Origin of the sequence: Endozoicomonas sp. SCSIO W0465 (genome assembly GCF_023716865.1) — a bacterium.
Taxonomy (GTDB): domain Bacteria; phylum Pseudomonadota; class Gammaproteobacteria; order Pseudomonadales; family Endozoicomonadaceae; genus Endozoicomonas.
In genome coordinates this window covers 1,661,790-1,685,551 of record NZ_CP092417.1, presented here as the reverse complement: position 1 = coordinate 1,685,551, position 23,762 = coordinate 1,661,790, and the positions used below count along the sequence as shown (strand labels likewise).

At 47.4% G+C, this 23,762-nt stretch carries 20 protein-coding genes and 1 pseudogene; 5 read left to right on the top strand and 16 right to left on the bottom strand.

Features of this window, described 5'->3' with window-relative positions; all coding sequences use genetic code 11:
• Positions 1 to 24 precede the first annotated feature (24 nt).
• A complete protein-coding gene (locus MJO57_RS07185; RefSeq protein WP_252024083.1) occupies positions 25 to 633 on the bottom strand; it encodes a hypothetical protein in 609 nt (202 codons plus the stop codon).
• 384 nt (positions 634 to 1,017) lie between these two features.
• Positions 1,018 to 1,758 carry a DUF3581 family protein gene (locus MJO57_RS07180; RefSeq protein WP_252024081.1) on the bottom strand — a complete coding sequence of 247 codons (741 nt, stop codon included), beginning with the start codon at positions 1,756 to 1,758 and terminating at the stop codon, positions 1,018 to 1,020.
• Between the two features lie 542 nt (positions 1,759 to 2,300).
• Between MJO57_RS07180 and MJO57_RS07175 the strand changes: the two genes are divergently transcribed.
• Entirely contained in the window at positions 2,301 to 4,973 is a 2,673-nt protein-coding gene (locus tag MJO57_RS07175; RefSeq protein WP_252024079.1) for a lipopolysaccharide assembly protein LapB, read from the top strand.
• 12 nt (positions 4,974 to 4,985) lie between these two features.
• Here MJO57_RS07175 and lipA read toward each other — a convergent pair whose 3' ends face one another.
• The 4 genes from lipA to MJO57_RS07155 all read right to left on the bottom strand — a co-directional run bounded on the left by lipA (position 4,986) and on the right by MJO57_RS07155 (position 8,461).
• Entirely contained in the window at positions 4,986 to 5,996 is a 1,011-nt protein-coding gene (lipA, locus tag MJO57_RS07170) for a lipoyl synthase (RefSeq protein WP_252026975.1), read from the bottom strand.
• Between the two features lie 144 nt (positions 5,997 to 6,140).
• Positions 6,141 to 6,869 carry a lipoyl(octanoyl) transferase LipB gene (gene lipB, locus MJO57_RS07165; protein ID WP_252024078.1) on the bottom strand — a complete coding sequence of 243 codons (729 nt, stop codon included), beginning with the start codon at positions 6,867 to 6,869 and terminating at the stop codon, positions 6,141 to 6,143.
• A complete protein-coding gene (locus MJO57_RS07160; RefSeq protein WP_252024076.1) occupies positions 6,869 to 7,135 on the bottom strand; it encodes a YbeD family protein in 267 nt (88 codons plus the stop codon). The genes lipB and MJO57_RS07160 overlap by 1 nt, the downstream gene beginning before the upstream one ends.
• A 114-nt stretch (positions 7,136 to 7,249) precedes the next feature.
• Positions 7,250 to 8,461 carry a D-alanyl-D-alanine carboxypeptidase family protein gene (locus MJO57_RS07155; RefSeq protein ID WP_252024074.1) on the bottom strand — a complete coding sequence of 404 codons (1,212 nt, stop codon included), beginning with the start codon at positions 8,459 to 8,461 and terminating at the stop codon, positions 7,250 to 7,252.
• 212 nt (positions 8,462 to 8,673) lie between these two features.
• Here MJO57_RS07155 and MJO57_RS07150 point away from each other — a divergent pair, with 212 nt between their 5' ends.
• The gene (locus MJO57_RS07150) at positions 8,674 to 9,951 is read left to right on the top strand and encodes an IS4 family transposase (RefSeq protein ID WP_256493246.1); all 1,278 of its coding nucleotides are present in this window, start codon (positions 8,674 to 8,676) and stop codon (positions 9,949 to 9,951) included.
• Between the two features lie 101 nt (positions 9,952 to 10,052).
• Here the strand turns inward: MJO57_RS07150 and MJO57_RS33170 are convergent.
• Positions 10,053 to 10,328: pseudogene (locus tag MJO57_RS33170) on the bottom strand (GNAT family N-acetyltransferase); the annotation flags it as partial.
• Positions 10,329 to 10,355: 27 nt separating this feature from the next.
• Complete coding sequence (locus MJO57_RS07145) at positions 10,356 to 11,783, bottom strand: IS4 family transposase (protein WP_252017676.1); 1,428 nt, start codon at positions 11,781 to 11,783, stop codon at positions 10,356 to 10,358.
• A 192-nt stretch (positions 11,784 to 11,975) separates the two neighbouring features.
• Between MJO57_RS07145 and MJO57_RS07140 the strand changes: the two genes are divergently transcribed.
• Positions 11,976 to 12,689, top strand: a complete 714-nt coding sequence (locus tag MJO57_RS07140; protein ID WP_252024070.1) for a hypothetical protein — start codon at positions 11,976 to 11,978, stop codon at positions 12,687 to 12,689.
• Between the two features lie 31 nt (positions 12,690 to 12,720).
• Here MJO57_RS07140 and MJO57_RS32670 read toward each other — a convergent pair whose 3' ends face one another.
• From MJO57_RS32670 to MJO57_RS07095, 8 genes are all read right to left on the bottom strand, one after another.
• Positions 12,721 to 13,629 (bottom strand): septal ring lytic transglycosylase RlpA family protein, encoded by a 909-nt coding sequence (locus MJO57_RS32670; RefSeq protein WP_305881910.1) that lies wholly within the window; start codon positions 13,627 to 13,629, stop codon positions 12,721 to 12,723.
• A 110-nt stretch (positions 13,630 to 13,739) separates the two neighbouring features.
• Entirely contained in the window at positions 13,740 to 14,810 is a 1,071-nt protein-coding gene (mltB, locus tag MJO57_RS07125) for a lytic murein transglycosylase B (protein WP_252024068.1), read from the bottom strand.
• A gap of 130 nt (positions 14,811 to 14,940) precedes the next feature.
• Complete coding sequence (gene rodA, locus MJO57_RS07120) at positions 14,941 to 16,086, bottom strand: rod shape-determining protein RodA (protein WP_252024066.1); 1,146 nt, start codon at positions 16,084 to 16,086, stop codon at positions 14,941 to 14,943.
• Positions 16,086 to 17,951 (bottom strand): penicillin-binding protein 2, encoded by a 1,866-nt coding sequence (gene mrdA / locus MJO57_RS07115; protein WP_256493245.1) that lies wholly within the window; start codon positions 17,949 to 17,951, stop codon positions 16,086 to 16,088. The genes rodA and mrdA overlap by 1 nt, the downstream gene beginning before the upstream one ends.
• Positions 17,952 to 17,972: 21 nt before the next feature.
• Positions 17,973 to 18,440, bottom strand: coding sequence for a 23S rRNA (pseudouridine(1915)-N(3))-methyltransferase RlmH (gene rlmH, locus MJO57_RS07110; protein WP_252024062.1), 468 nt, complete (start codon positions 18,438 to 18,440; stop codon positions 17,973 to 17,975).
• Positions 18,440 to 18,787 (bottom strand): ribosome silencing factor, encoded by a 348-nt coding sequence (rsfS, locus tag MJO57_RS07105; protein ID WP_252024060.1) that lies wholly within the window; start codon positions 18,785 to 18,787, stop codon positions 18,440 to 18,442. The genes rlmH and rsfS overlap by 1 nt, the downstream gene beginning before the upstream one ends.
• A 150-nt stretch (positions 18,788 to 18,937) precedes the next feature.
• A complete protein-coding gene (locus MJO57_RS07100) occupies positions 18,938 to 20,176 on the bottom strand; it encodes a glutamate-5-semialdehyde dehydrogenase (RefSeq protein WP_252026973.1) in 1,239 nt (412 codons plus the stop codon).
• Between the two features lie 140 nt (positions 20,177 to 20,316).
• Positions 20,317 to 21,894, bottom strand: a complete 1,578-nt coding sequence (locus MJO57_RS07095) for a response regulator (RefSeq protein WP_252024058.1) — start codon at positions 21,892 to 21,894, stop codon at positions 20,317 to 20,319.
• Between the two features lie 221 nt (positions 21,895 to 22,115).
• Here MJO57_RS07095 and MJO57_RS07090 point away from each other — a divergent pair, with 221 nt between their 5' ends.
• Positions 22,116 to 23,012 carry a sugar nucleotide-binding protein gene (locus MJO57_RS07090; RefSeq protein ID WP_252024056.1) on the top strand — a complete coding sequence of 299 codons (897 nt, stop codon included), beginning with the start codon at positions 22,116 to 22,118 and terminating at the stop codon, positions 23,010 to 23,012.
• Positions 23,013 to 23,024: 12 nt separating this feature from the next.
• On the top strand, positions 23,025 to 23,762 hold the full coding sequence (locus MJO57_RS07085; protein ID WP_252024054.1) for an FAD-binding oxidoreductase: 738 nt from the start codon (positions 23,025 to 23,027) through the stop codon (positions 23,760 to 23,762).

The following is a 23,762-nucleotide window of genomic DNA, read 5'->3' as shown; positions in this document are numbered from 1 at the left end:
CGCAGGCGCTTTGCTATCCCATCGTTATACATAGGTCTCCCACCCGATTACAGTCGTTGCAACGGGCACCTCATTTCTGCTCATGCCATCATAATATTCCGGTTTGGTATCCCAAAAATCATTGATTGTTCGATCTTTCAGACAGTCCCAAATTGACTCAATGTCAAAATATACTGCTTCACCTTTTATTACCCCATTGAATAAATTACTTGATAGCACTCTATTATTTTGATTATCAAGTAATAGAGCATAAAGGCGGTATATACTGTGAGGACAGATGATTAAATTCGGTTTAATCGTAATATCTCCTATTACAACATCGGTACCACTAAAGCTGCGAAAAGGTAATTCGAAACTCTTGCCAATATCGTTGATTTTCAGGTTTAATGCTGCCCCTTTAAATGGACAGTGGATTACTGCAACTCTCTTGATATTAACCATTGTTTGTTCTGGAACAAACAGTGTGGGAACTCTTTCATAAACTGATTTACACCCACCCCCACGCCATTGGCCAAATGCAGGGTTATTAGCCTCAACCTGATACGATGTTTGTGCACTTGATTGGAAAGTATGGGCTGACGTGCTTTGCATCAACCAATTATTAGCGTATTGACTATTAATATGTGGATTCATTCAGCAGCCTAAATCTCAAATGCATTTAGTCCATTTATATTTTGAATAGTTTCATTGATAAGAAAATTTTCTGCTTGCTACAGAGCAAAGAAGCAACCCATACTGACTGAATATTGAGACAAGCCCCATACTATGGTCAGCAATAACAGCGTACTTAATTTTGTTATGGGCTCGGGTATCCACCCCGGGCTGATAGATTTGAATTTGAACCACAGAAACAGAGAGACACGGAGAAAAGATTTCTGTTTTCTTCCTTTGTGCCTTTTTGGTTCAAATCATAGGGTGTCTTAAAGCCTACGTATGGCAAGGCTTTCACTCTTAAGTCAATGCCATTGGGTTGAGTGAGAGGCTTATGATCACATAAGCCTATTCCCGTTCCGACTCCTAGCTGGCAAATTGTTGCTGCCGGGCGATGTGCTTTTCAATCATGATATCAATGGCTTCCTGATCATAAGGTCTCAAGCCTGAGAGAATCATGGTTTTCTTCCCCATACCCACCACATCACCATTTTCACGGTAAATAAAGTTCAACGTAACCCTTCCCCGCTTGCCATTAACTTCCAAATCAGCGCCTGCCGCTTCCAGGTGAGGGTTTACCAGGTCAACTTGCTCCATTTTCAAGGTCATGCTGTCATAAATTACCAGTGGTTTAATCGTATTGATCATCACGCCATGGGACTTCATCAGAGGCACAAAGACATTGGGAAAGTTTTCACCAGAGAAAGCAACATAACTGCGCACCAGCTGTTCAATCATCAATGTGTCATGACTGCAGGCTCCATGATGCTCAATATCCAGATACATCCTGCCGGCAAGGTCATAAATACTCTTATGGCCTTTATCATTGTTACAGATTTCAAGCTCAACACCATCGGTGACCATGCCATTGAAAGTGACGCGCATATCGCTATACAGGCCTTCACTCAGCAGGATCTTGGCAAATAGCAAGTCACCCGGAACACAGAATCGTGAATTATCCACGTCGTGAAGTGGATTAAAATCATTGGCAATGCGCTTCGCAAACTGGCTGGCCTGTTCACGGGTAAACGAAAAGCGGTTGTCCACCAGAGGGGTACAGTATTGATCAATAAACATAGTAATAAAGCTGGATCCTGCCGCAGCCATCCCCACAGCCACGCAGCATGGTTTGCTTCTGGCTACCGGATGTTCAGTCATTAGTGACAAATGCCCCCTGTAAAGCAGTGAACATTCTACCCTGTTCTCGCCCACAGAACAGCAAGGCCGGGAAGGCGGCTATTACTCCGGAGGCATAAGAGCAATTACAATGACCTTACCATAAGTGGTTGACCAACCACTTATTTTATGCATGTTACGCATGCATTGCGAAGGCCGTAGTTTCAGGCAGTAGATCTTACGTTAGTACCCCCCTCAAACCTACAAGTTAATCGTAGCTTTTTGTTTAATGCATAGCTCTGCCAAGGCTTCGTTATAACTCCGGAAAAAAGAAAGACTCAACCAAGAACACATTAATATAAAATGCATTCAACATTATTTGCTAAGATATTACCACAAAACAAGGTGAGTAATGAGTTCAATAAATCAGATTTTAATAACCGCTTGAAAGAGCTGAAAAGCATTTCTGTAAAACTTAATGTTATTAATATGGTCTAATTAAGTAATTCAACCGCTAATCTTAGACTCGACAGATGGTAAGCTCTAACAATCCCTATCCTCTACTACCATTTACTCCTCCGAGCCCAAATGGTCACAGACCTTCTTTTGAAGCATCTGCAGAAGCATCTGCAGATGCATCAATAGTGGCTAAAGTGGTAATGAATCTGGATTTGGCGTCACATCTTACAACAGAGCTAAGTGCACAGGAACCACAGGATTTGCGCAGTCGTTCAGTCAAACTAAATGAAGACCAGGTCGTTCATTATACCAAGGATCAACTAATAAAGAAAAAATCACTGTGTGATCGAGGGAGCAAAGTCATTACAGAAAGAGAAAATCGATATTTTCAAACACCATCGGCAAAAACACTCTCTCATCTACTGGACCAGATCCAGACTACTTATTTGAAATACTGGGAGCTGCAGCGGATCGTGGAGATCTTACCAGAGAGGATACCGAAAAGCTTATTATCTGTTGTGGATAATCTTGAGCAGTTCGAAAACCACATTGTTGATTTTTTCCTGAGGTGCACACCATCAGACCCGGATCAGACTCAGGATCTTTTCTTAATGATTCTTTGGTTTGAAGGGGTAAAAAACACTAAACAAGAAACGGAATCAGCTAATTTCATATCAATCAGTAAACGCATTTTATCATTTTTTGAAAATGACAAAATCATCAACATACCCATCACAAAAATTAATAAAAGAGTTACTTGCTGTGATCCCAAGAATCAGAAAATGGAGCTTTTTGATGAAGATTTACTACCCGAGGTTGTCATCTCCGGCATTTCCAACTCATTAAAACACCTGTCTTGTTTCAGAGATACTGAAACCCTGAAATCCAATATATTGAAATTCATTTATGGATCTGAATTATTCAAAGAAAAACACTGCGTTCAAGCCAGTATGGCAAAAAAACTGACTGTCTCAGCACTTTGCGAATCTGCATTCAAGATGATTCACAAACTGAACAGTGATAATCTTGCACTTGTCCATGAGTCACACGACATTCCTGATTTAACTACGGATTCATTATTATTTCGTGCTCTCCGGTTTAGCGATATCGGTGAAATGACATACAATTCACCCGACATAGGCCTGTCAATACTGGAACGTCTTATCAATTTTCTAAGAGTTCCCGAATTTAAGAAAAAGGTATTCCCTGTCATACAGCAATGTGCATTACTATATATCGACAAGCCAATCTGGACGACTATTTGTAATTTCCTGATCACTCAAGATACATCCAACCTTGCCAATATCCCCAACAAAGACAGCAGACACTATATATCAGCTGTTTTTTACTACCTGAAAAACGAACCTGAAAAATCAGAAGCTGAGCTTTTAAAATCTCGAACACCTGAAGCCCAATGGTTACTCAGCAAACTATATGAGAAGAACAACCAGTTAGAAGAAGCCATTAAGAGTTCTAAACTAGCCATACAACAAGGTGTTCACGCAGCCAATCTTCAACAGGCTTTACTGCTGATCAAGAACAGCAAAAATAATATCGTTTCAATAGAGGAGGTTATTGCTGCTTTGAAGCGGGCCATAACGCATTATGATTTTATCGATGCAAAGGAAGTATCATTCTATATTCAGGGAATTATCGATCAACTGGAACTCATCGAAATAAAACCAAGGGCTCTGGAAACGACATCTACCAGGAAAAAGAAATCAAAAAAACAACGACGCCTACCAAACCCAACCGGGGAAAATGAAACCACAAAAATACAAAGTTTAAATGAAGCTCAGAGCAACAGTATTGTAAACAGAGACCTGTCTGAACAAAAACAGAATCCTGATTTTTCTGAAGATCAATGCTCTGAAGATCAATATTCTGAAGATCAATGTTCTATCAACGAAAGCATCACAGAAGAACCCATTCAAGGGAAAATCCTTAAATCAATCCATCGAACCCGGCTGTCTTATATCAGCCTCTGCGTCACACAATTATTGCACAACAGTGACTTTGAACAGGCTCGGGCCATATTACAACAATTCTGTCAGGATACTCAGTTCATAATACAACAAGCAAGCTTCGCTCACATGGACTTATGGAGCCTCAGAGTTATGGCAAAAGAATCAGAACATCTGGCAGCCTTCAATTCATCAGCCAAACAAGAACAAAAGCTCTGTGAGTTAAACATACTTAGCCAATCCGGCGAAACATTAATCCATTATGGTCTGGACCGGAAAGATTCTGAAAGAGTTTTATTATCTGACGACATTCCAAAAAACCAACTTGCTATTCGAAACCTGTTAATTGACAAAGCATTGGGATGGCTATGCTGCCTTCACCCTTGTGATCAGGATTTAGCCGACTACAAGGCGCTATGGATCAGGCAGCCACGCGCTACCGCCAAACGTCAGTTAGCTGAATTTGAACATAGCCTGTCACTGACATTCATCACCGGTTCTTTTTTATCCCTTATTGGCCACATACATGGTGATATGGCAACAGATTGTGATGATCAAAAGGAAAAAAACAGGCTTAAACATAAAGCGGGGGAATTCTATAATACGGCTAATGAATTTAATAAATGGAGAAATCGACTAAAAAATGAACCCTGCTTACGTCATCGCATCGCAAAAATAACCCCATTAGGCGATATTCAAAGGCTGAGAAGAAAACTGGTGGTATCAGGCCCGACGCCAGGGAACGGTAGCGTCAAAAATGGGATGAACCACCTTCCCCCATAGAGGCCGTAACCATCAAAGACCCACGTTGTTCTTCTGTAATACTTGCTCTGCACGATAGCTGGATCGTACCAGCGCACCGGAAACCACCTCAAGAAATCCTTTTTCCAGGCCCCATCGCCGATATTTTTCAAACGCTTCCGGCGTCACATAACGCTCAATAGGGAGATGGTTAAGGGTTGGCTGCAGATATTGGCCAAAGGTAACAATATCCACATTAATGGCTCTCAGATCATCCAGGGCTTCGAGAATCTCATCATCGGTTTCACCAAGCCCCAGCATCAGGCTGGTTTTCGTCAGGACGTCAGGACGGTATTTCTTGGCATGTTCCAGCACAGCCAGTGTCTGTTCGTAACTGGCCCTGGGATCACGCACCGGGTGAGTCAATCGGCGAACGGTTTCTACATTCTGGGCAAAGACGGCGATCGGGCTATCAACAACCTTTTCAACATGGGACATGACACCGAGAAAATCGGGGGTCAGAACCTCGACATCGGTATCCGGATTTTCTTCCTTAACCCGGCGAACCACTGCAGCATAATGTCCAGCGCCGCCATCCGGCAGGTCATCCCGGTTCACCGAGGTCAGAACCAGATACTTCAGGTTCATCAACCTGACTGAGTTAGCGGTATGCTCAGGCTCATCATGATCCAGCCACCCCTTGGGATTCCCGGTATTCACGGCACAGAACCGGCAGGCCCGGGTGCAGGTATCGCCCATCAACATGATGGTTGCAGTACCAGAGCTCCAGCACTCGTTGATGTTCGGGCACATGGCCTCTTCACAAACCGTACTCAGCTTATGTTCATGAACGGTACTTTTGACTTCTTTGTACTTTGTGCCGTGACTTGCTTTTATTCTGAGCCAGGATGGTTTCCGCTGAATCGGGGCATGCTGCCCACCGGCACTGGCTTTAATGCCATTTTTAATGGCTGTGATACCTTTGTCATTGACAAACTTGGTGCCACTTTCTACCTTGACGCTACTGTCTATCTGTACTGTCGGGATAATCTGTTCCGGCTTCATCCGCGAGCCTTCTCCGGCAAGTCCGCTATCTACCCGCTCATGGCTGTCCATTAGCCCATGGCAGTCTAACGGCTCAAGACCGTTGTTTTCTGAATGAGTAGACATGCCTCCCCCTGTTATCTTTGTATACTGCTAACTGGGTCGTTACGCTGTTGACCCATTATGCCCGCTATCCGCAGGCAGTGCTTCGCTCACCGCTTTTTCATCAACATTGAGATAACCCAGTGCTTTCTGGAAGCATACCAGCAAGCGCCGACTCACGTCCTCTATATCGACATTTCCCATCAGCGATGCCATGTCCACCACATGAAGCCCGGGATAACCGCAAGGGTTTATGCGATTAAATGGCTCCAGATCCATGTCCACATTCAGGCTGAGACCGTGATAAGAACACATTTTACGGAATCGAAGCCCTAGCGAGGCAATTTTTGCACCGTTGACATAAACACCCGGTGCATCCAGCCTGTTTTGTGCCTCTATGCCATAACTGGCAAGCATCTCAATCACGGCACTTTCCAATGCAGAAACCACGGCCCTTGGACCACTCTTCTTTCGGCGGACATCCATCAGGAAGTAAAACACCAGCTGTCCCGGACCATGATAGGTAACCTGGCCACCGCGATCCACCTGAATAACCGGTATCTCTCCCGGGAAAAGGACATGTTCCGGCTTGCCAGCCTGCCCCTGGGTGAATACCGGAGGGTGTTCTACCACCCAGAATTCATCACGGGTCTGATCATCCCTATTGGCCGTAAAGGCTTTCATCGCCTGCCAGACAGGCTCGTAGTCTCTCTGCCCGAGATAACGAACCACCAGGTCACTTCCGATACTGTCCGACGATTTGCTGCCTTTAACCATCGTAGCCCTGTCCATTACAAGACCATCTGAATACGGCCACTGGCTTTCAAATCTTCAAAAAGTGCCTGCAATTGCGGTTCGCCAGTGGCATGAATCACCACTGTCGCTGACATGTACTTGCCATTGCGACTGGTTTTCATCTTTGCATGGCCATCGAAGTCCGGTGCGTGTTTTGCCACCACCCTCAGAACAAAATCTTTATAATCGGGAGCGGAGTGCCCTACGATACGAATAGGGTAATCACAGGGGAATTCAATTTTGGGGGCTTGTGGCTCTTGCATAACCATCTACCTACATCATTGTCGGACTGTAAATAGTAAAAAGCGCTGCACCCTTTCGGAAATACAGCACTGTTTATCCTTATCTCAATCCAGGAGGCTGCCAAAGCAGAAGGCTTAAGAAAACAGTCCGGTAAAGAACAAGATAATACTATCCCAGATACGCTTGAAGAAACCTCCGGGCTCAACAGCCTGCTGGGCAACCAGCGGCACTTCACGAACCAGTTCATCGTCCAGCATAACCTTTACTGAACCAATGGTCTGGCCTTGCTCTATAGGCGCTTCAAGCTTTGGATCGATAGTCAGAGAGGCGGTCAGATTCTTACCCGTGCCTCGGGGCACGGTAACAATCAGGTCCTCAGTGATGCCAGCGGTAATTTCACTGATATCCCCTTTCCAGACCTTGACCGTTTGTAGCGGCTCGCCACCTTTTTTCACGTCCACGTTTTCAAAGAAACGGAAACCATAGGTTAGCAGTTTCTGGGCATCATCAGCACGCTGTTTCTCACTCCTGGAGCCCAACAGCACAGCAATCAGACGGCGATCATCACGCTCAGAGGTGACCGCCAGATGGTAGCCGGTATCTTCAATATGCCCGGTCTTCAGACCATCCACATAGGGGTTGGTCCAGAGCAGACGATTGCGGTTTGCCTGACGACGCAGGGGTTTGCCGGTTTTTTTATCCACGCCATACTGATAATACTTCTCAGCATACCAGCCGTAGTATTCCGGATAGTCCTGAACGATATGCTTGCCAAGAATGGCCAGGTCTCGGGCTGTGGAGTAATGGTCATCTGCAGGCCAGCCGGAAGCATTCTGGAACAGTGTGTTTTTCATACCCAGACGCTGGGCGGTGCTGGTCATCAACTGGGCAAACGCGCCCTCGCTGCCGGCGATATGTTCAGCAACAGCAACGCTGGCATCATTACCAGAAACAATGATGATACCTTTCAGCAGTTCTTCAACCGCTACCCGTTCCCCAACTTCAATAAACATCGTGGAACCGCCCAGGCTCCATGCTTTTTCACTGACCAGAACCTTGTCATCACGGTTGATGTTGCCTGCTGCCATTTCCATTTCAGCCAGGTAAGCAGTCATCATCTTGGTCAGACTGGCTGGGTGCATGGGGTCATCGGGATTCTGTGAGGCAAGCACTTCGCCACTGCCGGCGTCCATCAGGATATAACTTTTCAGGGACACTTCCGGTGGCGAGGGAATCTGTCCATAAGCACTGGCCTGGCCTGCGAAAACCAGACCAGCCACGGTCAACACTCCCAGCAAGCGCCGGGCTACCAGCTGGTGAAGGGAAGATAACATTCTTTTGCTCATGCAGGAAAATGCTCTGGGTATATGGATTTCCATCATTATAATATTCAAGTCTTTAGAGGTTAACTGCGACTCTTAGGGTAGACATTAAGCTCAAAAAAGGTTCGTTTCCGGCGGCAGAACCCACCTTGAACAGCCACAATAAAGCTTCGAAACCATTATCAATGGCTGAACAAGATGAGTACTGCAAATAGTAGATTAGTTGAAAAAAACTGTTGACCTGTTTCGACCGGTCAGAACTCCTAAGTATGGCGGAACAGCTTGGTTTTACTATACGACAGCGAGATATCCGTCCTTTGGATTTTATCCTCTCACTGATCGATGCCCTCGCTGGTGATGGAAACTGCGATACCCAGGCGGATCTACACCGTAAATTTAACGAGTTGACGGGGCTGAATGTCTCTTATCGTTCTTGGACAAATCAAGCTAAAAAGGACGCGCTGCCTACTCTTATCCTGTGGCTATGGGTGCAGTGTCTGGAAATATTTTCCCGCAAAGTCATGGCGTTTGATGAAGACAGTCCATTTTCAGAGTTTGAGCACATTCTGATTCAGGACGGTTCGTCACAAGCTGTCTATGATGCCCTGAAAGAAGCATTTCCCGGCAGGTTCTCAACGGTCAGTCCTGCTGCCGTCGAGCTTCATACGACAATGGATCTTCTCACCAACAACCTGGTGCGGGTGCAGCTGACTGAAGATACCCGTTCAGAAAGAGACTGTCTGCCACCACTGCCAACATCCATGGCCTATATCCTGATGCTAATGGATGCCGGTTATTTTGAGCTGGAACTCTTTGCCGCTATTGATGACAGGGAGGGTTCTTTTATCTGCAAGGCACCTCAGAGTATCAACCCGACGATACTCAGCGCGGTACGGGAGGATGGCAAGAATCTCAATCGCTACAAAGGACAAAAACTGAAGGATGTACTGTCTGGCTTCCCCAAAGACCAGTGCCTCGACCTGGATGTAGAATGGCCGGGATTCAAAGCCTGGCCATTCCGCTTGGTTGTCCGCTGGAATGACAAAAAACAGAAGTGGGTTTTCGTTGTGACCAACCTGAACCGGGTGGAGTTCACCTTGAGTGATGTGCTCCAGGCCTATCGTCTACGGTGGCAGATAGAGCTGATTTTCAAAGAGATCAAATCCTATTCAGGGTGGCATCGTTTTAACACCAAATCAGCGACACTGGTGTTTAGCCTGATTCTGATGTCCTTTGTGGTTGTGACGTTGAAAAGGTACCTTGCCCATGCTGCACAGGCGAACCTCTGTGAAAGTGGGAGCATTGAGGAAATCTCGACGCACAAGGTGATGAAAAGTGGGACTCACCTGTTTGGTAATGTGATTTCATCGTTGATGAATGCAGGAAAGTCATTGGTCTCATGCATTAAAAAGCTACTGGACTTCTGGGGAAATAATGCGAAACGAGAACACCCTGCACGGGATGGTTGTTCAGGGCGTACAAGATTAGGCCTTTGTGCGGTGGGTGGGGCTTAATGTCTACCTTAAGAACTGCGACTTACAACGACTGATAATAATTCATCGTTGAGCACAGCAGATCTTCCGTCAAGTCAGAAGCGAGTAAGCATGTAGTATGACTATATACTCATGAGAAATATTTTTTTCCCAAGATAGATATCGTCATTAAACGTGCGCCAACCCAACTTCTCATAAAAACTGACCTGATCCGGAGTATACAGGAATAGCGGCCCCAAGTTCTGCTGCTGTGCATATCCCATTGCCACCTTTACCAGCTGCTGACCATAGCCCTGCCCTCGCCTGGATGGCTCAACATAGACATTGGCCAGCCATGGTGAAAGCTCCGGATAGTTTGGCAGATCCTCTTTGAGAATACTTACGGACCCCCAAACACGCCCCCCCTCTGAAAGCCTGACTCTTGATCACATCTCTCCAGCGCTGAACTGCCGGGCTATCTGCCAGGTTTTTACCCGATCCTGCAATTTCGCCCAGCCTTCCCATACCACTAACCAGCCGGGCTGCCCTGTATGCTTTGAATCACCCCAACCACCAAGCCGAGCAATCGTTTGAAGCAGCCAAGTGACTGTTGGCGGCTTATCGGGCAACGCTTTTTTTTCATAGGTTAGCCAGAGAACCTGCCATTCATCATCACTGACCACCTCATTCGCGAGTGTTTTTTCACTCCAAAGCTTTCTGTCTTTGTGCTGCCTGTCATTCGGTAACATTAATGCTTCACGGATTTGCATTAGTCTGACAGCGACAAACATTAATATGACCGCAAGTCGTTCAATGTTATCCGGAGATTGCAGACGAAGCCTTTCTACTCCTGCTCCCGATTTCCAAGCCTTATGGAACTCTTCTATTCGCCATCGGAGCTCGTAAAATCGAATGATAGAGCGACAGTCTTCGAATGTTTCAATATCTTCAGTTGTCAATAGTACCCAGTGCAAACGGTCTTCGGAGTCATTGCCAATCTCTTCAGCCGACACAATATTCATAGTTACCGGTTCCGGCCTGCCGCCTGGCCTTTGCGGCGCCTGTATTGTCATCTTCTTTCTTTTGACCTGCAGCGTTGCCTTTCGCTTCTTTCTACCTCCTTTTTGAGGAACCACTATCGTATATTTCCCCAACACTTCAGTCTGAGCTAAGGAATCAAATAATAAGAGTTCGCCATCCACCAGGATTCTGTTTTGTGTAGCTCTTACAACAAACCGCTGTCGGTTATCCAGTTTGTAGTGCATATATTCGTATATATCCGCCTCCCGGTCGCAAACACTGATGATGTCAGGCATTTTACCCCCCATCCTTTGTTCTGTGTTTTCAGAGGCTCTTTGCCACTTAAAGCTTTCCTTTCCCTCGTAAGGTAGCTGACGACGTTGGTTCTTTTTCCCCCGCTGAACGTCCTCTCTAACCCATCGTTCTTGATCAATAAGCCCAATGCTTCGCTCTGTATCCGCATCAACCAAGAAGACAGAGTGGACGTGGAATCCTCTGGTTTTAGAGCCTTCAGGACCTCCAAGATCACCAAGCTCGGATCTGACAGCATGTTTATAACCCAGGGTTGTTGTATCTTCGAGAGCCAGAAGTAGGCGAGACTGTCTCGCTATTTTGGCAGTTGCCTGAAAGCCTGCCTCAGCTATTGCTTCAGGCTTTACGGCCTCATTCTCAATCAGCCGGTAAGCTCCAGTTACCAGTGCGGTATAACCTTCGCATGAAGATGACAAAGAATTACCGGTATGAGCTGAAAGCTCGGCAGCAACTTTGACAAGTCGTTTTGTACGTCGAGTATCACCCAAATCAGCACATCCAAAAGTTAGTTCTGACCATGGTTTAGGAGAAAGTGGAAGCATGACCTGTTTTATCAGTGAGAAATGATAGAACAAGGTAGCTATTTGTGATCAAGAGACAGCTCTGAAAGCACCCAGGTTTGAGGGATAACGTCCGCCAGTAACGAGGCTTCCATATCTGCTCGAAAGTCATTCAAACCACTCCCGGGGTATAAAGCCCCCCACTCAATATAATGCCACCTCGTGAGCGTTTTGATGCATGAAGGCAGATCTTTCAAATTAACAATTTTCATCAGTATTAATAGCAAAGAAATCTATGACCACAATTGTACCTCAAAGCACCGAAAAACCTGCCCCCCAAGAAAACAGGAAAGATATAAATTTGCTATACCCCCCATTTATAAAGGCCTGAAGCTGACAATGAATTATCTTGGCAAGGTTTCCAAACGCCCTCTATTTTTACCCTATGAATACACGACTATGAGCCAGCAATGCCTTTCAACCGTAACAGTAATTAATAATTCTATGATTCATAAAACATGGGGAAGCGGGAGTGACACAATGTTAAATGAAGATTTGTACGAGTGTCTGATTGAACTCGGTATTAATGAGCCTAAAGCACGAGCAGCCGCAAAAGAGAATGCCAAGCTGACGGAAATGGGTGAAGATATTGTCACTATACGGCAAACGGTCTTCGAACTCACTCGCCAGAGCAGTGGAATGAATGAGCGCCTGATCAATGTTGAAGAATTAATGACCGCTCTGATTCAGCGCATAAACGGTATGGAACAGTGGCAGACACAAACCGATGGTCACCTGACGGATTTTCAAGGTCGCCTGACAGGTGTAGAAGGGAAATTAACCAATGTTGCAGGAAGATTAACCGGTGTGGAAGATCGTTTAACCCGTGTAGAGGGTGAACTCGCTGAAATCAAAGGTATGTTGAAAATACTGGTTGATCGAGAATAGGCCAGAGTTGATCCAGCCTATCCGCCAGATCTTATGGGGCCCCAACTAACTGCTCAGGCTGTTCTGCCTCTACTTCAGTCACAGCTTTTTCTGAAGATCCCCCTTCACCGAAAGACTTTTCATTGCCAGGCTTTTCATGAACCGGCTTTTCATAAACTGGCTTTTCATAAACCAGGAAGGGCGATGCAAACTCAGCAGAGCTTAACCCCTCCAGCAACTCCTCAAGATGATCGGGACTTTCTACCGGACCAATCCGCACCCGATAAAGTGATTCAGGTGCTTCACCCTTGACAACTTTCGCCTGAGCACCAACTCGCGAAAAGATATCTCTGCGTAAGAGCTGTGCATTATGGTAGTTTTTAAAGGCGGCCAGTTGCAGGTAGAGCAAATCACCATCCCGTTGATGGGCGGGAGAGCGGGCAAAGGTCTCCGGGTCAATCCCTTCTATTGCCACATTCGCCAGCCCTGAATCAGCAAAACCCAGTTTTTTTGCGGCAACATAGGAGAGATCGATCAGTCGATCACCATGAAACGGCCCACGGTCATTTACCCGCACAACCACCGACTGACCGTTCTCCAGATTAGTTACCTTGACATAGGAGGGAAGTGGCAACGTTTTATGGGCTGCCGTCATCTTGAACATGTCATAGATTTCACCGTTCGCCGTCTGCTTCCCATGAAACTTGGTGCCATACCATGAGGCCTGGCCATTTTCAGCATACCCATTGGCAGACGCCATCGGCTGATAGTGAATACCGCCCAGGGTGTATGGTGTATTCTTCAGAGGAACCTGTATTGGCGATGGGATAGCGTCAGGAATAGTGCTGACATCAACAGAGTCAGCTGGTGGGCCATCCTGAACTTGTGTACTACTACAGCCAACCAGGGTAAACAGCATGACTGCAGCTACCAGTCTGAATAGCAGGGTGTTAATGGCCATGATGGTCCTCAGCGATACCAAGCCTGAAAGACAGGCTCCTGATCGTTTCCATTGATCAAACCTACTTCTCAACATTCTGAAAAGATCAGTAAACTCAAGCAAGACAATAATCAACCTTGCTTACCTTGCGAGGACTTCTTTTGTAACGCCAAAGACTGGTTGTAACTATCCTTCACCTCGCTGGCCAGCTGATAAACGGCAAGGGCATACATTTGGCTACGATTATAGCGGGTAATGACATAAAAATTATGGAGCCCAACCCAATACTCAGCACCGGCACTGCCTTCATGCCGCATCGCCAGAACTTTTGCTGATTGTGGTACCCTTTTCGGAACAGCCCACCCCGCCTTCTGAACCAGACTCATTTTTTTATCCGGTTTCAGTCCCGATGACACTATCTGGTCATGCTTAAGGCCTGAAACCTTTGCCTGCACTGCTACACCACTGCCGTATTTCCAACCGTGTTTTTGCAGATAGTTAGCAACACTGGCTATAGCGTCTTCGTCGCTTAACCAGATATTTGCCTGTTGATCTCCCGTATAATCAACAGCATAGGCACGATAGCTGGACGGCATAAACTGTGGAATGCCCATGGCTCCGGCATAGGACCCGGTCAGTTCATCAACATCCAGCTTCTGTTCACGAGCCAGTATCAGAAAGTTTTTCAGCTCTTTTTGAAAAAACTCAGCTCTTCGAGGAAAATCAAACCCCAGGGTCGTGAGTGCATCCAGCACTTTAAAGCCTCCGGTCTGACGACCGTAGTAGGTTTCTACACCAATAATGGCCACAATAATATTGGCCGGAACCCCCAGCTCCTGTTCAACACGTGTAAGCGTTTCTGCATTTTCTTCCCAGAAGTTAACCCCCTTCGCTATTCTTTCCGGCGTGATAAATATCTTGCGATAGTCTTTCCACTCCAGAGTGCCTTCTGCAGGACGGCTGATCAGTTCCAGAGCTCGCTCAGAACGCTCTGCCCTGGCCAGAATATGCTCAAGCTCTGTCCGGGAAAAACGATGCTCAGCTACCAACTCATCGATAAATGCATCAACATCCTGCCGGCCCAGATAGTCACTGTCATGATATTCCTGAGCCAGCACACAGGAAACCGGTGTAGCAACCACGGCGGCCATCAGCAGGCCGCCACGAACCACTCGACGGAATACCCCGGGAAAATTTTTCATGCATCCGTACCTTTTCAAAAATAACAAACTCTCAATTCTCTAATACAGCAATAACAATACATACCCAACCCTGTTTCTACATTAATCGACAGTGACTTTGAATTCTATGGTCGAAAGGTAAAGCTCTATTCTATCGGGAGACTCCCAGGAAAGAGCGATGGGTATGTATCGACATCAGGAGACCAAAACCCGCTAACAGGGTGAGCAAAGAAGTCCCCCCCCGGCTAACCATGGGCAGTGGAACACCCACGACTGGCAGCAGTCCACTCACCATCCCGATATTCACAAAAATATACACGAAGAACGTCAGAGTAATACTACCCGCCAATAAACGACCAAAGAGCGTCTGGGCATTCAGGGTGATGAATATTCCACGCCCCAGAATCAGGGTATAAAGGACAAAAAGCACCAGACACCCCATCAGACCAAACTCTTCCGCAAGTACGGCAATGATAAAATCCGTATGGCTCTCTGGCAGAAAATCAAGGTGCGATTGCGTTCCCTGTAACCAGCCCTTGCCATAAACCCCACCCGAACCAATGGCGATAGTGGATTGTATGATATTCCAGCCAGCTCCCCATGGGTCACTTTCCGGGTTCAGAAATGTCAGTACCCTCCGCTTCTGATAGTCATACATAAAGAACTGCCAGAGCACATAGATCGCAGGTACAGCAAGACAGATTGCAGAGAATATGAAACGTTTGCGCAAACCAGCCAGCAGTAAAACAAACATACCCGAAGAACCAATCAAAATTGACGTACCAAGGTCAGGCTGCCTGGCAATGAGCACCACCGGAACAGCAATAATAATCAATGAGTAAATCACATCTTTGAAAGAGGGGGGCAGTGGGCGCCTGGCCAGAAAAGCTGCCATGGTAATTGGCATAATCAATTTGATCACTTCCGATGGCTGAAACCGAAAGCCCGGCAGCTGAATCCAGCGCTGCGCACCCTTGGAGTGTACGCCCACGAACAGAACAGCCAGTAATAACAGTACCCCTGCCACATAAAACCACTTGGCCCACTGCATCAGCATTCTCGGCGGAATTTGGGCCACGATCAGCATTCCGGTCAGACTAATGCCCAGGTAGGTAGCTTGTCGAATAACAACCGACATATCCCTGCCGGTCGCACTGTAAAGAATAAAGAGTCCCGCGCCACAGAGTAACAGCAAAAAACCAAGCAGCACAAAATCAATATGCCATCGCACGGACAACCCCGGACTGCGGCCAAACCCACGGAGATCAATCTGGCGAACAAAATCCTGATTAGCCATTATTTCTCTCCTTTTGGTTGCTTACTTTCACCACTTAATCGTGGCAACAGGTAAGAGTCCATGACCTTTCTGGCGACATTTGAAGCGCCATTATTGTTTTCCAGGATCACGGCAATGGCAATCTGAGGGTCATCTACAGGCGCAAACGCTATAAACAAACTGTGATCACGTTCGAACTCTTTCAGCTTCTCCGCATCATACTCCTCCCCCTGGGGAATACTGACCACCTGCGCAGTACCGGTTTTACCGGCCATTCGATACTTTAGCCCACGTCCAATCCGCCAGTTTGCAGTCCCTCCGGGAGAGTGAATAACATCCTCCATGGCATTGATAATGAGCTCCCAGTTTTTGGCTTCTGTCTCGGGAGTCCGACCAATTTTGATATCATCCCCCCAGAATTCACCCTGAATGTCAGGAATATTCTCTTTAACCAGGCGGGGCTGGACATACTTACCACGGTTAGCAATGAGTGCTGTTGATTCTGCCAGCTGCAAGGGTGTTGCCAGCATATACCCCTGCCCGATGATCGCAATCACCGTTTCACCCGGATACCAGGGCTGACCATAGGCACCTCGTTTCCACTCTTTAGAGGGCAAAAGACCCGGTCGTTCTTCCCTTATATCAATGCCGGTTCTGTGGCCAAATCCAAATTGATCAGCAAAATCATAAAGGTTATCGATACCCAGTTTCCCGGCCTGAATATAGAAATAGGTATCATTTGATACGGTTATCGAACGAGACAAATCAACCCAGCCATGACCAGAACGTTTCCAGTTGCGAAAACGGTGATCGCTGCCCGGTAACTGAAACCAGCCTTTATCAAAAATTTTATCCTCTGGATTGACCACATCATTAGCCAATAGCGCAAGACCCATAACCGGTTTTACCGTAGAAGCCGGAGGGTACTCACCTAATGATGCCCGATTGTACAATGGTCGCTCGATATCTCTGTTTAGCCCATTGAACGTTTTACTATCAATACCCGTAACAAACAGATTAGGGTCAAATGATGGATTGCTGACCATGGCCAGCACCCCCCCGGTCTTCGGATCCATGGCAACCAGGGCACCTCTTCGGCCATTGATTGCCTCAATAGCCACCTTCTGCAGCTCATTGTCCAGATAAAGATTAAGATCCTGACCGGCTTGTGGGCTAACTTTTTTCAACACTCGCAATACCCGGCCACGAGCATTGGTTTCTACTTCCTGATGACCTGGCCTGCCCAGCAGCACAGACTCATAAGAACGCTCAATACCAATCTTCCCGGTGGTATGAGTCCCGGAGTATAAGGCCGGGTCCAGATGTTTCAAATCCTGATCATTGATTCTGCCTACATAACCAATGCTGTGGGCAAAATTCTTCCCTTCAGGGTACTGCCGAATCAGTTCAGCATTGATATCTACCCCTGGCAAGCGGAAAAGATTCACTGAAATCCGGGCGATCTCTTCTGAAGTAAGATCAAATTTAAGTGGGACGGCCTCATAAGGTCGACGTCGTTTGATTCGTTGATGAAAGCGCTGCAGTTCCCCCTCAGTCAGAGGCAAAATAGGGTTAATATCATCCAGCAAACCATCAAGATCTTTTGTCTGCTCGCGAACAATCGACAAGATATGACTGGGTTTGTTAACGGCAAGGAGCTGGCCATTGGTATCGTAGATCAGGCCACGGGTAGGCGGAATTGGTTGAACCAGAACACGGTTCTCATCCGATTGCGTCGACAGCTCATTGTAGCGAACGACCTGAAGATAGAAGAGGCGGGAAACCAGTCCCACACCAAGGATTACCATAAAGCCAATGGCAACCCAAATCCGGATATTTACCAGTCTTTTTTCTGCCCCATGGTCCTTTAAGGTATCCTGCGGCATGTTATATCTCAGTCATCAGTTTTACTTATGGTAAGGATGATGGTGCAGAATGCTCCAGGCTCTGTATATCTGCTCCGCCACCACCACCCGGACCAGCGGGTGAGGAAGTGTTAATGGCGACAGTGACCAGCGAAGATCAGCCCTTGCCAGGCATGATGAATGCAGCCCTTCCGGCCCGCCGACCAACAAACTGACATTCCGGCCACTATGAAGCCACTCCCCCATATTGTCCGCCAGTTGCTCTGTGCTCCAGGCCTTTCCCATAATTTCCATGGTGACAACCAGGTCGCCTGAACCTAATGCGGCAAGCATCTGACCAGCTTCTTTTTCCTGAAGGCGGTTTATATCAGAACCTTTACTGCGCTTGCCAAGAGGAATCTCAACAAGCTCCAGTTTCACGTCTGCACCAAGGCGACGACTGTATTCTTTATAACCCTCTTCAACCCAGCCAGGCATTTTCGAGCTAACCGATATCAACCGAATTCGCATCAGGATGGCTCGGCGGCAACCAGGTCAGCGCTGTCCCAAAGTCTTTCCAGGTCATAGAATTGCCGGGTAGCAGGAAGCATCAGGTGTACAACGACATCACCAAGATCCACCAGAACCCACTCGGCCTTGTCCTGACCTTCAACCCCCAGAGGCCGAACACCATTTTTCTTACACTGCTCAATAACATGATCAGCCAGCGACTTCACATGACGGTTAGAGGTACCACAGGCAATCACCATATAATCAGTAACACTGGTCTGACCCGTAACATTCAAACAGGTGATTTCATTACCTTTTACTTCTTCAATAGCTTCTACAACAAGCTGTTTTAACTCATCAGAATGCATAGACTGCAAAATTAACCTCGTATTGACGGCCCGGCAGAACAGGGTTTCTAAACCGAATCAGGCCATTTAAACCGGGTAGGCTCTCAGCATTAACCATAGATGTCAATGCCCGATAGGTGCCAAAGGCGGAAATCCACTAGAAAAACGATATCACTGGCGAATATGGCCATCCCCCAGCACCACATATTTTTGCGAAGTCAGTCCTTCAAGGCCGACAGGGCCCCTTGCATGGATCTTGTCGGTAGAGATACCAATTTCAGCGCCCAGCCCATATTCAAACCCATCCGCAAAGCGGGTAGAGGCATTCACCATAACAGAACTTGAATCCACTTCCCGCATAAAACGGCGGGCACGGGTAAAGTCTTCCGTCACGATGGCATCGGTATGATGAGAACCATAGCGATTGATATGAGCAATCGCCTCATCCATATCCAACACCACTTTAATGGCCAGAACGGGACCAAGATACTCTTCCGACCAATCGTCTTCTGTTGCAGATACCGCACCCGGCAGAATCTCACAGGTAACCGGGCATCCCCGGAGCTCAACCCCTTTTTGGGCATAAAGCCCTGAAAGTTCCGACAGCAAAGGCTGAGCCACATCCTGATGAACCAGCAGTGTTTCCATCGCATTACACACACCATAGCGATGGGTCTTTGCATTCATGGCAATCCGGACGGCCTTGGCATGATCCGCTCGATCATCCAGATAAACATGGCAGACACCATCCAGATGTTTGATCACCGGTACATGGGCTTCAGCACTGATGCGTTCAATGAGGCCTTTGCCACCACGAGGTACGACCACATCAACATATTCAGGCATGGTGATCAACACACCAACAGCGGCACGGTCAATGGTTTCAACCACCTGAACCGCATCTTCGGGCAACCCGGCCTGAGCCAGGCCTTGCTGAATACAACGGGCAATAGCCTGATTGGAGTGAATGGATTCACTGCCTCCGCGCAGAATAACGGCATTGCCGGATTTCAGACAAAGGCTTGCCGCTTCGACGGTAACGTTCGGACGGGATTCATAGATAATGCCAATAACGCCCAAAGGCACCCGCATTCTGCCTACCTGAATACCACTGGGGACATATTTCATATCATCAATCGTACCGATGGGGTCTGGCAGGGCTGCCACCTGGCGGAGACCTTCAATCATGGTATCAATTCGGGCATCCGTCAGCTCAAGGCGATCCAGCATGGCGGCATCCAGTCCACGTTCGCGGCCAGCCTCAAGATCCCGGGCATTAACAAACTTCAACGGTAAACGGTCCGCCTCAAGTGCGTCTGCTATCGCCAGAAGAGCACTGTTTTTAATCGCAGTATCAGCAACAGCCATATCCTTACTGGCCTGCCGGGCTCTCTGGCCCAGCCCATGCATGTACTCCGTCACCTGATCAGCCAACGTCTTTTCTCCCGGCAACTTTCATCACCTCTATCAGTAACAATATCAGTAACAATATCAGTATCAGCTCTGTCATTTATTCTCTGCAATAAACCGCATATACAGCAGGCATATTATCAGTCCGCAATCGGCATGGTAAATTCAAATATCGTCCCACCTTCAGGGTGACGCTGAAATGTCAGCCGACCACCATGAGACTGTATAATGGAGTGACATACCGTCAGCCCAATACCCATGCCATCAGCCTTGGTGGTATAAAACGGGGTAAACAGTTTTTCTTCGGCATCATCTGCCAGACCGTGGCCACGGTCAATTACCGAGACCTTGACAAAGTTATCATCCAGTCTTTCGGTACGAACATAGACACCGATACTGCGGGTATCCATATCTCTCATCGCTTCCATGCCATTTCGAATCAGGTTCAATGCCACTTGCTGGATCTGCACGGGGTCAACCTTCACATTCGGAAGCCCCTCTTCCTGCTCCAGATGAATTTCCATATGGTTGTTACGGGCGTCGACTTCTGCAAGCTTGTAGGTATCCTGAATCAAACGGTTCGGATCAACGCTGCCCAAAACATGGTCCGGTTTCTTCACAAAAGAACGAATACGGGCAATGATTTCACCAGCGCGCCTGGCCTGGATATTGACTTTTTCCATAGCCTCAGAAAGGCCAAGATCATCTTCCAACTCCAGCCGGGCCAACATTCTTCTGGCCACCTGCGCGTAATTGGAAATCGCGGTCAGCGGCTGATTTACCTCGTGGGCAAAGCCAGCAGCCATCTCCCCCATAGTGCTCAAACGGGACACATGCGTCAGCTGCTCTTTCTGGCTTTCCAATTCATCCAGAGCCTTCTGCAAGGCTTCCTGCTGCCTTTTTTTCTCGGAAATATCTCTGAAAACAACCACTGCACCACTGGGGGAACTGTTTTCCATAATCGGCGTACAGGAAAAATCCACCGGAAATGGAGAGCCGTCACTGTGCAGAAACGTGGCATTTTCAACGGTTTTACTGACACCTTTGGTCAGGGAAACTTCGATAGGTGCCAGCGGCCCTGGAACGTTCCCTGACTGGCTCGATGGAGCATTGTTACCCTCATTCATTAACTGAATCAGGTTCTGACCCGTCAGTTGCTCTATAGACCAGCCAGTCATAACGGACGCCGCCGGATTGGCAAAGGTAATCAAGCCCAGTCGATCAAGCCCGAATATCCCTTCATTCATGCTTTCCAGAATGCGCGCCTTGTCCGCCTCCAGCTGCCGGTTTCTTGCTGATAGTGCCTGTTCAAGCTGATGAATTTTCAACTGGGTCTGCACCCGGGCAATGACCTCTTCCGCTTGAAATGGCTTGGAGATAAAATCCACGGCACCGGATTCCAGGCCCCTGACCTTGTCTTTGGTGTCATCCAGAGCCGACAGAAAAATCACCGTTATATTGCGGGTTTCAGGGTTTTCCTTTAGCCGGTGACAAACCTCATACCCATCCATGCCGGGCATCATAATATCCAGCAACACCAGTGCAGGCCTGGCCTTGGCAGCAATTCTGAGGGCACTCTCGCCATTTTTGGCAATCAGAAGCTTATAGCCACGGCCACTGAGGGTTTGCAGCAACACCTGCAAATTCGTCGGGTTGTCATCCACTAGAAGAATACGTTCTTCTTCATGCTGCTCAACAGGAGCTTCAGCCAGATACATCGTCAGCAGACCCTGATCTCAGAAGGTTCATCAATGTAAAAATAGACGGAAATAAGTGGCTTATCTTACTATAACTGCGGCTTTTATCAGAGGTCTTACTGCCATCGGTCACTCTGGTTAATGCCTGCAACACAGAGAATTCTTTTCCTGAGCAGTGTTATTCATGTTTCAATAAGAACTGTTTTGCGTATTGATCATTGACTCATAATGGCCGGATGCTTATGAAAATACTATTGGTGGGTGGTACCGGACTGATCGGCTGGGAAGTACAACGGCTATTCCTTGAAAAACAAATCACGTTTATCGCTCCGGGAAGGGATGAATTAAATCTCGACAATCCTGAATCCATTGATTCCTGCCTGAAAAACCACCAGCCAGACATCGTAGTCAACTGTGCCGGTTATAACGACCCGGTCAAGGCAGAAAACGAGCCATCCAAATGTTTCCGTATAAACCGTGATGCCATGGCGACACTGGCCGATTGTTGCCACCGGCAACAGGCAATTCTGGTCTATATTTCAACCTACCGGGTTTTTGATGGCAGCAAAAAGGAAGCTTATACCGAAAAAGATATACCCAACCCTTCCGGTGTTCTGGCGACCAGCCGATGGCAGGCAGAACAGCAAATCAGTGAGCGCTGTCCAAAGCATATCATTCTTCGTCTCTCCTGGGTCATTAGCTACCGGCGCACGAATCTGTTGAAGTACCTGCTGGATCAAATCAGCAGGGAGCAAGAGGTTGCCGTGGTAGCCGATCAACAGGGATGCCCGACACCCAGCGAGGATGCTGCGAGGGTCATTGTGGCGATTATCCAGCAACTGGGTTGTGGGGCTGAACCCTGGGGCACTTATCATTATGCCGGAGCCGAGTCGATCTCTGAAAATCGTTTTGCCGAAGCAGTGATTGCTGAGGCATCACAATATCAGGATCTGAAAATTCGAAAACTGCGAATGGATAAATTGAATGATCGCAATGGTATTCAGGCACCCGCCAATGCGACCCTCTCCTGCCGAAAAATTTTAAGTACTTTTGGCGTTCATAATAAACCCTGGAGGGGAACCCTCTCACGGATGATCAGAAGCTATTATGAAGGAAATACGACTGAACTTACGTCATGAGGATTGCCATTAATGCCCGGTTCTCTTTTATCTGCAAAGCTATATAAGACTGAGCAACTCAGTGCCAATACACTGCAGTTGAGTTTTGAGTTGGAACAGGACGAAAGTACGATTTTTAATTTTATTGCCGGACAGTTTTTGCAGCTACAGTTTGAGATTGATGGAGAACGCTATAAACGAAGTTACAGCATTGCTAACACGCCAGACGATTTTACGGCAACCGGACAGCTGCAAGTAGCACTCAGTCTGGTCAGTGGAGGAGTTGCCTCTGGACTTTTCCAGAAAGCCCCTCCCGGAATCGAACTCAACATCGCAGGGCCATTCGGAGCCCTCACGCTTCCGGAAACCTTTCCCGGGCAACTGATTCTGGCTGGAACCGGCACAGGGATTGCACCCTATCGAAGCATGATTCCGCAATTGCAAACGCTTACCGATAAGGGAACCGCTGTCACTGTAGTAAAGGGTTTCAGATATCGGGAAGAAAGCATTTACGCTGGAGATTTTGCGCAACTGTCGAACATAAAGTACCGCACCTGTTTAAGCCGTGAGCCCAACGTAAACAGCGCTAACAATGAGTATGCTGGCCACGTGCAGGACCAGTTTGACGCCCTTAACCTGAATCCTGAAAAAGATGTCGTTTATCTCTGTGGAAACCCCAACATGATTGATGATTGCGTGGCTCTTCTCAGAGACAGAGGGCTATCACCCCGGCAAATCAAACGGGAAAAATACGTTTACTCCGGGCACTGA

Bases quoted from the DNA above. Each gene is read 5' to 3' on its own strand.
- MJO57_RS07185 (WP_252024083.1), bottom strand. From the start codon at position 633: ATGAATCCACATATTAATAGTCAATACGCTAATAATTGGTTGATGCAA.
- MJO57_RS07180 (WP_252024081.1), bottom strand. From the start codon at position 1,758: ATGGCTGCGGCAGGATCCAGCTTTATTACTATGTTTATTGATCAATAC.
- MJO57_RS07175 (WP_252024079.1), top strand. From the start codon at position 2,301: ATGGTAAGCTCTAACAATCCCTATCCTCTACTACCATTTACTCCTCCG.
- lipA (WP_252026975.1), bottom strand. From the start codon at position 5,996: ATGAAGCCGGAACAGATTATCCCGACAGTACAGATAGACAGTAGCGTC.
- lipB (WP_252024078.1), bottom strand. From the start codon at position 6,869: ATGGACAGGGCTACGATGGTTAAAGGCAGCAAATCGTCGGACAGTATC.
- MJO57_RS07160 (WP_252024076.1), bottom strand. From the start codon at position 7,135: ATGCAAGAGCCACAAGCCCCCAAAATTGAATTCCCCTGTGATTACCCT.
- MJO57_RS07155 (WP_252024074.1), bottom strand. From the start codon at position 8,461: ATGAGCAAAAGAATGTTATCTTCCCTTCACCAGCTGGTAGCCCGGCGC.
- MJO57_RS07145 (WP_252017676.1), bottom strand. From the start codon at position 11,783: ATGCTTCCACTTTCTCCTAAACCATGGTCAGAACTAACTTTTGGATGT.
- MJO57_RS07140 (WP_252024070.1), top strand. From the start codon at position 11,976: ATGCATGAAGGCAGATCTTTCAAATTAACAATTTTCATCAGTATTAAT.
- MJO57_RS32670 (WP_305881910.1), bottom strand. From the start codon at position 13,629: ATGGCCATTAACACCCTGCTATTCAGACTGGTAGCTGCAGTCATGCTG.
- mltB (WP_252024068.1), bottom strand. From the start codon at position 14,810: ATGAAAAATTTTCCCGGGGTATTCCGTCGAGTGGTTCGTGGCGGCCTG.
- rodA (WP_252024066.1), bottom strand. From the start codon at position 16,086: ATGGCTAATCAGGATTTTGTTCGCCAGATTGATCTCCGTGGGTTTGGC.
- mrdA (WP_256493245.1), bottom strand. From the start codon at position 17,951: ATGCCGCAGGATACCTTAAAGGACCATGGGGCAGAAAAAAGACTGGTA.
- rlmH (WP_252024062.1), bottom strand. From the start codon at position 18,440: ATGCGAATTCGGTTGATATCGGTTAGCTCGAAAATGCCTGGCTGGGTT.
- rsfS (WP_252024060.1), bottom strand. From the start codon at position 18,787: ATGCATTCTGATGAGTTAAAACAGCTTGTTGTAGAAGCTATTGAAGAA.
- MJO57_RS07100 (WP_252026973.1), bottom strand. From the start codon at position 20,176: ATGCATGGGCTGGGCCAGAGAGCCCGGCAGGCCAGTAAGGATATGGCT.
- MJO57_RS07095 (WP_252024058.1), bottom strand. From the start codon at position 21,894: ATGTATCTGGCTGAAGCTCCTGTTGAGCAGCATGAAGAAGAACGTATT.
- MJO57_RS07090 (WP_252024056.1), top strand. From the start codon at position 22,116: ATGAAAATACTATTGGTGGGTGGTACCGGACTGATCGGCTGGGAAGTA.
- MJO57_RS07085 (WP_252024054.1), top strand. From the start codon at position 23,025: ATGCCCGGTTCTCTTTTATCTGCAAAGCTATATAAGACTGAGCAACTC.